11 protein-coding genes, 1 tRNA gene and 2 pseudogenes are annotated in these 14,508 nt (G+C 61.3%); 7 read left to right on the top strand and 7 right to left on the bottom strand.

Annotated features, from left to right (window positions below):
• Positions 1-4 precede the first annotated feature (4 nt).
• The 6 genes and pseudogenes from DB459_RS11865 to DB459_RS11890 form a co-directional block, all read right to left on the bottom strand.
• Positions 5-316, bottom strand: coding sequence for a hypothetical protein (locus tag DB459_RS11865; RefSeq protein WP_253713063.1), 312 nt, complete (start codon positions 314-316; stop codon positions 5-7).
• Between the two features lie 80 nt (positions 317-396).
• Positions 397-1,920, bottom strand: a complete 1,524-nt coding sequence (locus DB459_RS11870; protein ID WP_253713064.1) for a glycerophosphodiester phosphodiesterase family protein — start codon at positions 1,918-1,920, stop codon at positions 397-399.
• Between the two features lie 20 nt (positions 1,921-1,940).
• Complete coding sequence (locus DB459_RS11875; RefSeq protein WP_253713065.1) at positions 1,941-3,509, bottom strand: glycerophosphodiester phosphodiesterase family protein; 1,569 nt, start codon at positions 3,507-3,509, stop codon at positions 1,941-1,943.
• Positions 3,510-3,518: 9 nt separating this feature from the next.
• Positions 3,519-5,276: a hypothetical protein gene (locus DB459_RS11880; protein WP_256519353.1), complete on the bottom strand. Its 1,758-nt coding sequence runs from the start codon at positions 5,274-5,276 to the stop codon at positions 3,519-3,521.
• 1,176 nt (positions 5,277-6,452) lie between these two features.
• Positions 6,453-7,652 (bottom strand): IS256 family transposase, encoded by a 1,200-nt coding sequence (locus DB459_RS11885; protein ID WP_253713067.1) that lies wholly within the window; start codon positions 7,650-7,652, stop codon positions 6,453-6,455.
• A 228-nt stretch (positions 7,653-7,880) separates the two neighbouring features.
• A pseudogene (locus DB459_RS11890) lies at positions 7,881-8,148 on the bottom strand (recombinase family protein); the annotation flags it as partial.
• On the opposite strand from DB459_RS11890, the gene DB459_RS11895 reads away from it, so the two are divergent.
• From DB459_RS11895 to DB459_RS11925, 7 genes and pseudogenes are all read left to right on the top strand, one after another.
• A complete protein-coding gene (locus DB459_RS11895) occupies positions 8,071-8,361 on the top strand; it encodes a hypothetical protein (protein ID WP_253713763.1) in 291 nt (96 codons plus the stop codon). The pseudogene DB459_RS11890 and the gene DB459_RS11895 sit on opposite strands and share 78 nt — an antisense overlap.
• 485 nt (positions 8,362-8,846) lie before the next feature.
• Positions 8,847-9,092 carry a hypothetical protein gene (locus tag DB459_RS11900; protein ID WP_253713068.1) on the top strand — a complete coding sequence of 82 codons (246 nt, stop codon included), beginning with the start codon at positions 8,847-8,849 and terminating at the stop codon, positions 9,090-9,092.
• Between the two features lies 1 nt (position 9,093).
• Positions 9,094-9,678, top strand: a complete 585-nt coding sequence (locus DB459_RS11905) for a hypothetical protein (protein WP_253713069.1) — start codon at positions 9,094-9,096, stop codon at positions 9,676-9,678.
• A 2-nt stretch (positions 9,679-9,680) separates the two neighbouring features.
• A complete protein-coding gene (locus tag DB459_RS11910) occupies positions 9,681-10,064 on the top strand; it encodes a hypothetical protein (RefSeq protein WP_253713070.1) in 384 nt (127 codons plus the stop codon).
• A 311-nt stretch (positions 10,065-10,375) separates the two neighbouring features.
• A complete protein-coding gene (locus DB459_RS11915) occupies positions 10,376-10,858 on the top strand; it encodes an HNH endonuclease (protein WP_253713071.1) in 483 nt (160 codons plus the stop codon).
• A 63-nt stretch (positions 10,859-10,921) separates the two neighbouring features.
• Positions 10,922-12,072 (top strand): IS630 family transposase gene (locus DB459_RS11920; protein ID WP_253713072.1). Its coding sequence is split into 2 segments (ribosomal slippage): positions 10,922-11,372 and positions 11,372-12,072, totalling 1,152 coding nucleotides; the frame shifts between segments, so codons are not numbered across the junction.
• A 543-nt stretch (positions 12,073-12,615) separates the two neighbouring features.
• A pseudogene (locus tag DB459_RS11925) lies at positions 12,616-13,804 on the top strand (IS3 family transposase).
• A gap of 392 nt (positions 13,805-14,196) precedes the next feature.
• On the opposite strand, the gene DB459_RS11930 reads toward DB459_RS11925, so the two are convergent.
• Positions 14,197-14,281, bottom strand: a tRNA-Leu gene (locus DB459_RS11930).
• Between the last annotated feature and the right edge of the window lie 227 nt (positions 14,282-14,508).

Genomic DNA, 14,508 nt, shown 5'->3' on the forward strand with positions numbered 1-14,508 from the left:
GAACTCAAGGGATGTCTTCCTCGTTGCGGATCGGCGCCATCACGGAGGGCCTTCGTTGTCGCCGTGTCCAAGCCGACCTAGATTTCGATGACCCGGCGCAAGGCGTCAAGCTGTGTGCGGTAACGGCGCACAACGCGATCGAAGAGGTCGGGCACGCTTCGCCCGTGACCGAAACTACCAGCACATATTTCAGCTTCGGCGACCGCGTGTCGTTGTGCCGCTCGAAACGCACATTGTAGTGGATGTCGAAGATTGGCGCGTTGAGCGAACGCGCGCGAGGCGCGAAAAAGAAATCGTCGTTGATCTGGCGTGACACGGCGCTGGCCCTCGCGCTTTTCTATTTCTCGCCCGGTTGGGCGGGTCCGAGGGCCTGTCGAAGCCGGGAGCGCTCGGCAGTCAGCGGCGACTCACCATGAATGAGCGGAAGTGGACGACATTCGCCGGCGCCGGTTTGCCGTCCTTAATCCAGTGTTTCGCAGCCATCCGGACGTATACCTCGGAATTCATCGAAGCATTGACGAGGCAGCCGCACCCCATCCAGTCGGGGTTGTTCTCATCGCAATAGAAGGATGCCCAGGCGACCCCGCGCCGCACCAACCGGAGAATGCCCTTTCGAGCATCGGGGTTACCGACATCGCGCCCATAGAAATTGTACACGTTCTGGCGGCCTTCTGTCAGGATCGTGCTCCCTCGACTGCAGATCGCGCGGAAGCCGTCGTCTTCGTCTCGCTCGGTGCCCACGTATGGCGAGCCGCCGTGCACGTCGAAGGCCGGATGATCCGGTTGCCGGCCCTCTCCTGGCTTGTTTTGAAAGGCCCCTGGATTAACATTGATGGCACAGAGTTCCAGCGTCGTTCCCTGGGCCGGTTTGCTGACGTCGAACTCGACTTGCACTTCGAAATCGCCACGCACCGGCCACGCCAACACGAGGCCGGCCCCCGAATAGCTGCCCCCCTGACACACCTCCACGCGAAATCCGTCCAGCGTGCAACTCCATGTCGTGTCTGGGTTCGACCGCGAGTATCCTGCCACCCAGTGCTGCCTGTCGAGGCAGCCTTCGCGGAGCGAATCGGCAAAAAGCTCCCCCCGCAGTGGCGGGCATACCGCCGTGTTCATTAGATCCGAGCATCCTATGCCCCACACTGAGGGAAGCGTCTGCAATCTTGCGAGGGTTGCGGAAGTCGTGCGCTGGTCCCGCCCCGGCACCACCACGAGATCGCCTGCCCCAGGGAACGAGGTATTCCCAACTGGCGCCGAAGGAGCCCCGCGGATTGCGGCCAACGCTTCGTCGTACGAGACCAATACCGGCATCCCCCCTGCTAGGGCTCGGTCACGGACGTCCGGCAGATTGCCGCCCGACGGACATATGAGGACCGGAGTGGCATGCGGGCAACGGGTACGCACCTCCGCCACCCCTGCCTCGTCAGTCGCCACCCCAAAATTGGGCGCGAGGTCGAACTGATCCGTCAGCTTGGCCAGCCGATCGAGCGCAGTCTGCCTGGCGTTTCCGGGCGCGATGTCCAGCCGCGCGATCACGGGCATTACTCCCTCGAGCTGCAACAACACCTCGAAAACAGTTGCCAGCGAGGTTACTGGCTGGCGACCGTGCCGAATCCAGGGGGTGTCCTGGCCGGCGACCACCGACTCCCCCTGTTCAAACCGGCCCTGAAAGCCGAGCCCCGCGTCCAAGGCCTTGATCTCTTCCAAGCTCAGGTCTCCCAAGGCTTGGTGCACTCCCATTCGCTGGAGGGCACGCGCTCCGCCGGCTACGAGTTCGCCGTCCTTGGTTATCCCGAGGTCCAAGAGCAGGAGATCGGCCCCCAGCGTGTAAGCCGCAAGAAACCCATCAAGGATGCCTTCGGGCACGCGGTCTGGCAGGCCGTTGCATGCCACGCGCTTGGGTAGTCTGATCGGCTGCATAGGTTTTGCCCTGCTGTTTGTCAGTCGCACCGGCGCCAAGTGGTGGCGCGGAAGTGTTGGTATGTGCTGCGGTTAGCGAACAGAGGATCGCGCTGTTCCGCCTTGGGGTAATGCTTGGATGCCAGTCTCACATATACCCGCTCATTCATTGAGGCGCATTCGACGAAGCCCACGCTTACCCATTGGGGATTCTGTTCATCCTGGTAATAGCCCGAGAAGAGATGGCCGCGCCGCTCCAGCATGAACCGGCCCCGCAAGCTGTCACCGTGGCCAACGTCGGGACAGTAAACGTTTCCGTACCACTCGATCAGCCCGTCGGGGCCGTCGTTATGCATGATTCGGAAGCCATCCCTTTCCTCGCGCTCCATGGACACATAGGGCGCCATCCCGTGTGTGTCGAAAATGGGGTTCTCCATGTGAGCCCGGGGATTGGGCACGTTACCTTCCTGATGGAAGCGGTCGAAGACAGTGATGTTGGTGACCGCAAGGACCATCATGTTAGCGGTCTGGGGGTTCTCAAAGGTGAAGTCCACCTGGAGCTGGAACGGATCGGGCACGGAGATCACGGAAACAACGCCCGCGCTGGCGTAGTGGCTTCCCCGCACGACGTCTACGAATAGTCCGTTGTTCTGGCGCACTGTCGCTTCGCTCGAGGTCCGGTTGTCGTACACGTTCTGGATGAGGTTCTGCAGGCCGGCCCCGAAGATGTTGTAACCGGCGCGCCGGGCGATTAGCGAACTCTGGAGCTCGTGGCCCGACGAAATGCCGGCAATCCACTTCTCGCGATCAATATGGTTTCCGACGAACTCGTCAGAAAAGACCTCGCAGCGGCCGCGAAGAGCGTCCGCCAGCGACAGGACGGAGCGCGCCGCCACAGCGCACGGGATCGCGGCGACGTCTTCGGGCGGGTTATCGCCGCACGCAATTATGACTTCGACTCCGCTACCGGTCGCCTTGACGGCGAGTTCCCGGGCAGCAGGTCCGTCACTCGCAAAGAGGTATCGGATAGCGTTGCCGCGGCACCACTCCAACAAATCCGGCGAGAGATTGTCGCCAGTCGCAACGAGTCCCGCCGGTGAACCCTGCTTGGCGAGAAGTCGAGTGGACTCCCGGTCACCGCTCACCAGTACGAATCTCGTCTCTCCGAAACGTTCCGCAATGGCTTGTACCTTTGCCACGGCCGTTTTCCAGGATGCGGCATCCGGCGCCGTCACTTCCACGAACCAGCCGGTCAGCCGACCGAGCCGCCTCCACAGCTCCTCTAGGGTTGCCATCCTAGCTTTGGGAATTACCCCGCCCTTGCGGTTGGTGGTTCCTGACCATGGGAGATCCCCGCCGGGCTTGAAGTGCGCTCCTACGGAAAGCCCCCGTAGTGTCGCCAGCGGATTCGCGTGCACTGGTCCGGATCCAGTCGTCGTGGCGGAGAGGTCTGGGTGACCGAACAGCACCGGCACCCCGTCCTGGCTCATCTGGACCTGGATCCATTGCCAGTCCGCGCCGGCCGTATAGGCGGCGACGCAAGCCTCCAGCGTGTGCTCAGGGACATGCGCGGAGTTGCCGCCCATGGCAACGATCGGAATTCTGTTCATGTTCGCCTTTCAATATAGAGTAGTGCACGCCGTCATCGCGGCATTGAATGCTGCGGTCCAATTGAAATGGTCGTGCAGATACCTTCCCCAGGACGCACGGACCGATTCGTCTTCGGAGCAGAGAACGGGCATCGAGACGCCGCGAATGAAGGCACAGTCCAGGTTTCGTGCTTGGCAGTGGCGGGCGACCGCGGCGTCGCTGGTCTCGATCAGCGAGCCGAGCTGGTCGAGTCCGCTCGCTGGTGTGGCCGTCATCACCAAAGACATGCCAAAGAGTCCCATGCTGATCCGACGTGGCGCGGTGATCACCGAAGGTGCAACGACGACCGTGGGGATCGGATCGGGGGGGCGGTACCCGTCGGCGGGAACACTTGGGAAACTCCCCGACGGCGCCAAGAGGGCTGGCCACGGCTTACGGATCATGCGGCCGGCGGCCTTCGCGAGCGCAGACTTCGGCGGCGTCCACGCGGAGCCGAACGAAAGCCCATTGTCCTCCTCTCCATCCAGTTCGCCCGTGAGCAGGAAGATCGCTTGGTTCGCGATCACCACCGATCCGGGGGAAAGGTCCTCCCGAGTCGCATGACCCGTCCCCACAGACAGCACAAGGCTGGGTTTGACCTCCTCGGAAATGCGCCCCAACAGCTTGGCCATTGGCGCAGCCGAGCCGTCCTGGAGCAACGACGCTCGCGCGTCATAGAGGAGGACAGTCCGGGTGCCGATACGCACACGCCGGAAGCGCCCGCAGCCGTCTCCATTTCTCTCCGTTAGCGGCAGTACGGGGTCCCGCTCTTCCTTCTGGAGCAAACGGCGGAGCGAGCGTTGCTGCGTCAGCATCGGCATGCCGCGGATATCCACGCTCCACTGGTGTGGCCATTCCGCCTCGTCTTGGATTCCTCCACCGAACACGTTTTGAATGGCGCGCCATGTGGTGGCGTCCCAGCTCAAGACCGCCACGTCCGCTGCCGGCAGCGGATCAAACGTGTCACGGGATTTGGTCCGGCTATTTGGATTACCGTACTTCCTCGCTAACGCCAGCGCCTTGCTCGGGGCCGGCGCAGGCAGTGACTCTGGGGCGGCATCCTCACCCCACTGGATGCTTACCGGAGGAGGAGGGGGTTGATTGTCTACCGGCTCGCGCGATGGTAGCGGCAGGGTGTCCACCTTGGCGTGGCTCCCGGCAAGCGCCGAGAGGCCCGCGCGCGTTTCGGCCGCCAAGAGCGCCCAGATTGCCACCGCACCGTTCATGCTGGTGTTTACGCCTACCTCATAATAGGTGCTGGTGGCGAATAAGGACTGAATGGGGCGAGCCATCTGGCCGTTGATTACCGGATCGGAGACGTTGCGCACGAAGCCGAACGGCACTCCGGCTTGGTCGCAGGCCAAGGCCACGGCCGCGTCTCCCATTTCCACCGCCGCCCCGTACTTATCGAGCTGATTAACGGTCGTTCCGAACTCGAAGAAGTCCGTGGTGAGGATCGGGAGCGACGAAATCCGCATCACGCAGTGGTCTCTGCTCGAGGGCGGCGCGGGCCGTGCGCCCCCAGCGGGCATCACGCCAACATACTGAGGCGTCGGCGCGGTGAGCGGGGCCTCGTAGAGCAGCGGCATATTCCCTGCTGTCTCCGCATTGACTTGATACCGGTCCGACGGTTTCCATGCCGACGTGTACAGGGTGTGGTTGAACGCAGCATCCTCGAACTCGTCCCCGAGGTGGAACGCTGCTGCATTTGACACCACCACGTCCCCAACTCGGTCGTCCGGCGACACCCCCCTGCCGTGCCCACCGACAAGATCAGTTGAGCATGCGATTCCGTGATGATCTGACGAACAAGGTTCAGCAGCGGCAACTGACGCCCGTCGGTGTTAAGGTGGAGCTGAGAGTGGAAAAGGAGAACTGTCAGTTCGCCAATCCGGGTGCGAATAAAATTGCCCAGCACACCCTCACCCCCATGCCCCTGGCCCGGGCGTTGAAGGTTCAACGAAGGGGCCCCGAGACTCGAGATATCCTCCTTCTGGATAAGCTGGTGAAGCCGCAATGTCGGCCAATAGCGGTACATGTCGCGGCAGTAATTGAACGACGCCTTTTGCGCGACCGTGCTCGCTGCTGCCTCCCTGTTGCGCGGGGCGAGGACTCGGGAAAGTCCATCCCATTCGTTCGCCGTCCAGGTAATGACCACGACGTCCGCTTCGGGCAGCGGCGCCGACAGGGGCCAGGTGATCACGGACTCCGGCATCGTTTGCGGACGAAGGGCGTTGGGAAAATCGAACTTGCGCGCGCCCGGCTTGGGATTCCCCTGCTGAATTACATCCGAAGCAGCGCGAAGAACTGAAGCGTCACCCTCCGGCGGGGAGGCTCGCTGCATGCCGGCTAGAGCTCTTCCCCATCCATAGGCATCTCGCCCGGGTACTCTGCCAATGTTTTTTGTCATTTGCTCGGCTGCTTTCTGTGAAGGGTCCACCGCATCTCATATGATGAGCGCGGTGCCGCCCAACCGCGCTTTGCGCCCCTGTACCGATCCCCGGCGCGGAATGAATTCTTTGTAGCTCGCCATTAAGTTGCATTTGTGCGCGCCAAGACCTTGATTCAAATCAAACCGGTTCTTGCAGGCCTTTGAGGTGCAACCCATCCGGTGTTCGCACACCAATAGGTTTGGGGAGTGTTCGAGGCGGAGCGGCCGAAGCCTGTTCCTGCTGCTAGCCGGCTCGACGGCTCCATCTGGTGTTGGCTTCCAGACACCTACAATGGGCGACGAGCCTTGGCGAAGGCGATTGGTGTATGGCCAGAATCGAACGGGGCGCAGCGATCGATCGTTCGAAACTGGCGGTCAGCCTCAGCCTACCCCAGCTTCCGGACAGAGTTGAAATCAATCGCGAAAACAACCCACCTTATAGGATCAATAACTTCCGGCAGGTCACCGCCGCTTTCCGGCGGGTCGGAAGGCATCAGCCTGCCACGGCGGGCAAGCCGACGACGGGATTATCGCTCAAGGGCGCGATGGTTTCCAGTGTCATGTAGCGGGCGCGCTGGACCGTCCATTCATCGTTCCGCTCGAGCAGGATCGCGCCGACTAGGCGAACGATGGCGTCTTCGTTGGGGAAGATGCCGACGACCTCGGTCCGCCGCTTGATCTCGCCGTTGAGGCGTTCGATCGGGTTGGTCGAGTGCAGCTTGGCGTGGTGAGGAGCCGGGAAGCTCATGTAGGCCAGCACATTGGTCTCGGCCTCGTCGAGGAAGCCTGCAAGCTTGGGCAACTTGGGGCGGAGCTGGTCGGCTACCTTCCGCCACTGCGCTCGTGCAGCCTCGGCATCGTCCTGGGCAAACGCGGTGGCGATGAAGGCGGAGACGACGCGGCGGCCGCTCTTGCCGGCGTGCGCCAGGACGTTGCGCATGAAGTGCACCCGGCAGCGCTGCCAGGAGGCGTTGAGCACTTTGGCGACGGTCGCCTTGATGCCCTCGTGGGCATCCGAGATTACCAGCTTGACGCCGCGAAGCCCGCGGCGAGCGAGCTTGCGCAGGAACGCGGTCCAGAACGTCTCGGCCTCCGAGGGACCGATGTCCATGCCGAGCACTTCACGCCGGCCGTCGCTGTTGACGCCGACCGCGATGATCACCGCGACCGAGACGATCCGGCCATTCTGGCGCACCTTCACGTAGGTGGCGTCGATCCACAGATACGGCCAGTCGCCCTCGATCGGGCGGCCGAGGAACGCCTTCACCTTGTCGTCGATCTCGCCACACAGCCGGCTCACCTGGCTCTTGGAGATGCCGGTCATGCCCATCGCCTGCACCAGATCGTCCACCGAACGGGTCGAGACGCCCTGCACGTAGGCCTCCTGCACCACGGCGGTGAGCGCCTTCTCGGCCATGCGGCGCGGCTCGAGGAAGCCAGGGAAGTAGGAGCCCTTGCGTAGCTTGGGGATGCGCAATTCGACCGCGCCGGCGCGGGTCTCCCAGGTGCGGTCACGGTAGCCGTTGCGCTGGGCAAGGCGCTCGGCGTTCTTCTCGCCGTAGGCCGCTCCGGTCAGCCCGGCGACCTCCAGCTCCATCAATCGCTGGGCGGCAAAGCCGATCATCTCGCGCAGCAGGTCGGCATCGGGGGCCTTCTCCACGAGCGCGCGAAGGTTCATCATCTCGTCGGTCATCGGTGGTTCCTCGAATCAGGTTGGTGTCAGCAACCCGACCCTACCGGCGAATCGCCGGTGACCACCGCAAGGCCGTCCGCCCGCTACGGCGCTATTTGAGGGCGCGCAGGCGGACGGCTTTGCTCTACCGAGCTACACCACCACCGGGGACACGACCGTTCGGATCCGATTCGAGTTCAGCTGCAATGCCAGAAACTATCCCGGTCAATTCCGCGTGATTCGCCGCATGGCGATTGCCCGCGGGCTGATGCCGGACGCGAAGTCGCGAAATATGCGCCGGATACCGTCGGTCTGAGCGGGGTCGATCTCCCGGTCGCCTCGGAAACGATCGCCTCGTTCATCCAGCTTCTTGATGACGCAGTAGCCGTAAGACAGCCGCCGCCGGACTTGCCGCCTCCACCCTGCCGCGCAGACCTCGATGCGTCTTCGCAGCCAGATCCTTCAGGAAGAGAGTATTCATCGTCCCCTTCAGGCCGACGTGCAACTCGGTGATCTCGTCGAAATCTCTGGCTTTGAAATCTCCGCTGGTTACATCTCGTGCGAACGGGGCTTCGTGGCGAAGTTCAAGGATCGGCCGCAATGCTCGCCGAGCTTCGTCTCGTTCCTGATCGCAAATTTCACGGTCGAAGACTTCTTCGGTCGCATCGATGCCGGCGAGACGGTCGACGCGATCGCGGAATCGAAGGGATATCTGCGCGCGCGCGTCTGAAGGCAGTCGGCCGGCGCCGACCTACCGAACACGCCGGCGCGGCCCGACGAGGATCGTCGTTCGCGGGCGTCGTCGCGACGGTCGCATTGTGACGTCATGTGGCCGCCTTCGCAAAATCGAGCTTTCGGTGCGCGAGCCGGTCAGACCCCGACATACGAGTTCGTTCGATCGGCGTTCACGGTCGGACATCATAGCGCCGCGCTTTACAGCCGCCAGCCCGTCGGACTAACTTGGAGTTGCATTGCGCTTGACCTCTGCTGGTATGATACGCTCCCGCAACTCAATTGGTCTGTCGCTATGCTCCAGTCGTTGGGTTAAGCAAGTTCTAGTTCTCAATCGGACGTCGGAGAACCAATTGTTCTTGTTCCGCCACCTCGCTGCAAGCAAGACGCCATGATCGAGGATATTGTCCAAGACGACGGGCTTGGGACTTTCGCCGGGTATAGACGCCTGGTCGGAGACTTGCTGGAGGCGACGGCCATCTCATGAAGGGACGAAGCGGAATCAAAAAGGCTGATGCGGAAAAAGCTATCCGCGCTCTGGTCACGCAATGGGTGAACGAAACCGGTTTCGATCATCGTACGGGTGAAATGCCGAGCTTCTCGGCGTTCAAATCGTGGCTCCGCGCGAACAGATATGACGGCTATCTGAACTTCCGGTCTGCGATGGGTCCGGACGCAGACGCCGAATTTTGGTTTGACCAAGAACTCAAGCAGACATGGAGAAATTGAGATGACGGGTCTTTTTGCGGAAGATCCCTGTACTGTCGTGGCGCCAGACGGCAGTCTGAGAGTTACGCGAAAGGCCCTTTTTGCCGGCCGTGATCTGATCGTTGTCGCCGCCACCCCGGATGCCATGATCTTGCCCGGTGACGAAATCCGTCGCGAATTGCCGAACGGTACCGAAGAAGTTTTCGAGGTGATCGATCCTGTCTTTTACAAGACCGGTTTGACCGGGAAGGGTCCGCACTATCAGGTCAAGGTGAGACGGAAGGGCGCGTACGCGGCCCACACCGGCGGGAACTACACGATTCATGTCAGCGGCTCGAACCCTAGGGTAAACATTCATTCTCAGGATCATTCGGTAAACGTTGCGGCGGACTCGGTGTTCGGCGATGTCGCCTCCGCGCTGAAGGACGGGGTCGGTGATCCTCGAAAGCTGGAAGAGATCCTGGCGTCGGTCGAGTCCATGAAGCGGGAGCGTGGCGGAGCCGGATACATCAAAGCGTACCAGCATTTCGTTTCGGTCTGCGCCGATCATATAGGCCTAGTGACTCCGTTCCTGCCCGCTCTCACTAGCATGTTAGGCGGAGGCTAACCGTGGACCTCAAGACGTTCGTATCGCAAAGCCTCACTCAGATTCTCGATGGAATTCGGGACGCGCAGAAGCGGCCTGGCGGAGAGAACGTGGCAGCCGAGGGATATATCGGCAGCGAAGGAAATCTCATGTCGGGCGGCACGAGTGGATTTTTCACCCGTGTCGACTTCGACGTCCTGGTTCTCGCCGAGACGAAGGATGGCAAGCCCAGCGTAACGGTCGGTGATACCCACATCGTCGAGAATGCCTCGAGCACCGATCAAAAGGCCAGCCGGGTCAGGTTTGCCGTCCACGTGCGTCTCCCCCAAGGAGGTGATGCGATAAATCGGTCAACTGGCATATACAGAGCCGAAGCCGAGTACGACCCCTACAACGACGAGGTCTGAACCGGCGGAGGCCTATCGTCCTGAGACGTGCGGCCAAGTCTCAAGACGACAGGACGACCGCACGTGCTTCTCGATGCATGTCGACAGAATGGCCGCATGGCGAAACGTCGAATAACGGGCGGACGTCGTTTGACGGGCGCGGATTCTGTCATTAGGCCAAGGTGAAAAATCGAGTTGAGAAAATGGGCATTCGTGGAGCGAACTCTCCCGCAGTCGGGGCGTCAAGATACGTCAAATTCAGCTGGGCTGGGGCATCCCACGTTCCCGCTGTAGGCCAGCTGGATTATGTGCCAAAGAGCGGAGCGTTCCGAATGTATCGGGAAGGCACCTTCAGCAAGGAGCACACGATTGCTTTCCCCGCGCAGAAGAAAAAAGTGCGCCTGAAACCTCTCGGATGCTGCGCCTATTGCGGTCGCAGCCAAGATGAACATGGGAAGCCGCTCGTACTTACTAGCGAGCACATCATTGCCGAAGCGCTCGGCTGCGGCATCGAAGTTCCAGAAGCCAGCTGCTCGGATTGTCAACGCGTGACGTCCGAGTTCGAGAGCTCGGTCACGGAGGAGATGTTCGCCCCTGTGCGGCGGAGTTTCTCTCTTAAGGGTAAGAGCGGCATTCTGCAGAAGCAGAATTTTCCTTTGGATGTCGGGACGACGGTTACGAACTTGGTGATGCTCGCCGAACAGCATCACCCGACGCTCTTGACCTTACCCCAACTCTATCCGGCGGCCCGATATAGCGTCCGGCCAATGTACACAAATGGACTTTTCAACATTCTAGTCGCTCGCTTCAAATAATTTGAAAGGATGGAGAATTTGTGATTCGATTCGATCGTCTCGACGCGAGCGCCGGAGAGGATCATGGCTGCGACGGAAATTTCGGTAAAGAAGTATGTTGTGCGGCTGAGCGGCGAGGAACGCGAACAGCTTGAAACGCTGATACGGAAGGGCAAGAGCGCAGCTCAAAAGCTGCTGAAGGCGCGAATATTGTTGAAGGCCGATGTCTCGGAAGCCGGCGAAGGTTGGAGTGACAGCCGGATCATTAAGGCGTTCGATACAAGCGTTTCCATGGTTTACCGAGTGCGGAAGCAACTGGTGGAAGAAGGCTTCGAGGCGGTATTGAGCCGTAAGCAGCGCGCAACACCGGGGGTTGCGCGGATTTTTGACGGTGAGAAGGAAGCCAAACTGATTGCCCTGGCTTGTTCCGAACCTCCCAAGGGACGCGCACGCTGGACCCTGCGGCTACTGGAGCAAAAAGTCGTAGAACTCCATATTGTTGATCGTGCCAGCGACTCGACGATCGGGCGGGCACTAAAAAAAACACTCTCCAGCCCCATCGCCGACAGTGCTGGGTCATCCCGCCGAAAGCCAATAGTGCGTTCGTAGCCGCCATGGAGGACGTGCTGGCCGTCTACACCCGGCCACGCGATCCCGACTACCCGCTGGTTTGCCTGGACGAGAGCTCAAAGCAACTCCTCGCCGAGACGCGCATGCCGATTCCGATGAAGCGTGGGCGCCCGGCTCGTTGCGATTACGAGTACAAACGCAACGGCACCGCCAATCTCTTCATGATGTTTGCTCCGCTCGAAGGCTGGCGCCATGTCAAAGTCACCGATCGCCATACCGCCGTGGATTATGCTCACGTCCTGAAGGACTTGGCCGATGTCCACTTCGCCGGCGCCAAGACCATCGTTCTGATCCAGGACAATCTCAACATCCACAGCAAGGCGTCACTCTATGAAGCCTTTCCGGCCCCTGAGGCCAGGCGGCTGGTCGAGCGCTTTGAATGGCATTACACACCAAAGCACGGCAGTTGGCTTGATCTCGCCGAGTCCGAACTCGGCGTCCTATCGTCCCAATGCCTCGATCGACGGATTCCCGACAAACAGACCCTCGCCGAGGAAATCGCCGCCTGGGAGAAAGACCGCAATGCCAACCACACCAAGGCAAACTGGCACTTCACAACTCCCGATGCTCGCATCAAACTCAAGCACCTTTACCCTTCAATCTGAATGAATCGGGCGACTAGCTTACAACGTCAATTGCCGAAAGAACGATCTCGACAAATATGGCATCGACGTATTCGCGACCCAGACAATCGACACGGCCCGCTTGTGTCAGATGGTGGCGAAAATTGCCCACGTCGCCTGCCTGAGCGTTCATGGATATGGTTCGTTCAAGCCGCTTGTAGCTGGTTTTGTTCGCGGTCCACTGCCTCCCAAGACACCGTCGACAAAGCATTACAATTTTGTCGGTCGAATATGGCAGCCATCCGATGGAACAAGTCCTAACCTTCACGAGGTCGACGTCGGGAAGATAAGCTGGGCCGGAGAAACCCTCATTGGCGCACGGGTCAGGCTGTTCGCTTCGTACGGAATGCCAAGCTACCATGTCGCGGTCGGCATATAGCCGGATCTACGACGTTTTGGCGGACTAGCATTCGCAGGGGTCTATGGGCTCGGCGGATCCGGCATCTTCGATGATGCCCTTCTTGACCTTGCCCCCGGGGCTTAATCCAGTTTTGAGTTCGTTCTGGCCCAAACGAGGACCAGAGCATGAAGCGCAGCCGTTTTTCTGAAGAGCAGATCATCGGGATCTTGAAGGAGCACGAGGCCGGCGTGCCGGTCGCCGATCTATGCCGCAAGCATGGCGTCAGTGATGCCAGCATCTACAAGTGGAAGGCGAAGTTCGGCGGGATGGAGGTATCGGAGGCCAAGCGGCTGAAGACGCTGGAGGACGAGAACGCCCGGCTGAAGCGGCTCCTGCGGACGTCATGCTGGATAATGTGGCGCTCAAGGATCTCCTGGGAAAGAAGTGGTGACGCCCGCGCGGACGCGGAAAGCTGTCGCCCACCTCGTGGACGCCTACGGGATGAGCGAACGGCGGGCGTGTAAAAGCCATCGGCTGCTGCCGCATGACCGTGAGATACTAGGCGACCGGGGCGGACCACGCCGCCTTGCGCCAACGCATGAGGGCGATCGCCCAGGAGCGCCGCCGGTTCGGCTATCGGCGGCTGCATGTTCTGCTCAAGCGGGAGGGCATGTGATCAACCACAAGAAGCTGGTCCGGCTCTACCGGGAAGAGAAGCTGGCGGTGCGTCGCCGTGGCGGCCGCAAGCGGGCGATCGGGACCCGGGCGCCGATGATGGTGCCGATGGCTCCCAACCATCGGTGGTCGCTCGACTTCGTGTCCGATCAGCTCACCGACGGCCGCCGCTTCCGAATCCTGACAGTGGTCGACGACTGCACCCGCGAATGCCTGGCGCTGGTGGCCGAAACCTCGCTCTCGGGTGTCCGGGTGGCCCCGCAATTGGATCGGCTGATGCTCGAGCGCGGTAGACCCAGGATGATCGTCAGCGACAACGGCACCGAACTGACCAGCAACGCCATCCTGACACGGGCTGATCAGAGCGGGGTCGCCTGGCACTACATCGCTCCGGGCCAGCCGATCCAGAACGGCTCCATCGAGAGCTTCAACGGCCAGCTCCGGGATGAACTGCTCAACGAGACGCAGTTCACCTCGCTGGCCCAGGCCCGGGTCGCTCTCGGCTGCTGGCGCGCCGACTACAACCGCATACGGCCCCGCTCGCAACTCGGATGGAAGACCCCGTACGAGTTCGCCTCGACCCGTGATCCGCGTCGGGATCCGGCGCTGCGCTATGCCGAAGGCTCCGCGCCAACTCCCGCCGCTCGCACCGCCCAACAGGGCAATCTCAACAGCTGGAACGAACTCAGGACTGGATAAAAGTTGGGGGCAAGGTCAACGCGCGTCCACCAGCGAGACGATCGGATAGGGGCCGATGGCGAGCAGCTTCTGCTTGCCGTCGTAGCGATAGCGAAGCGCCATAGCTTCGATCCGGTCGTGGTGATGAGCATGAACAGCCCGCCATCAACGGAGCGTTTGTAGTCCATTTCGGCAGGCTTCAGGTGCCGGAAATAGGTGTCGGTCATGGTCGGCATAGGTTCGATTCCACCCCAAAGTCGCGATACCAGCACCCCAGCAAGCTACCGGCGAGGATACCAACTGACGGGGCGGATACCAGCAAATCGGGACGTACAGCCGCGGCGCACAATCGGCGGCTTTGCCTTGATTTTAAGGGAGAAACGGACGTCGGCGAATAAAGGCGAACGCTTGAATGGTGCCCCTGGCCGGAATCGAACCAGCACTCCTTGCGGAACTCGATTTTGAGTCGAGCGCGTCTACCAGTTCCGCCACAGGGGCCCCCGCTGCCCCAGGCCGCTGGCGCGGCCGGGTGCGAAGCGGCCGGGACTATAGCGGCCCGCCGGGACGGGTCAACTGCAGCGGTGGCAATTGCCCGGGATGACCGGTGGCCATGACCGCGCCCATGCGCCCTTGAGGGAAAGCCCCGCCCACCGCTTCGTGAAGGCGCTGCGTCTCGACAGGCCGTCTTCGGCGGGGTAGGGACGCCGGCAGTCTCGAGGACCTTG

Origin of the sequence: Bradyrhizobium sp. WD16, from assembly GCF_024181725.1 — a bacterium.
In the GTDB taxonomy this organism is placed as follows: Bacteria; Pseudomonadota; Alphaproteobacteria; order Rhizobiales; family Xanthobacteraceae; genus Bradyrhizobium_A.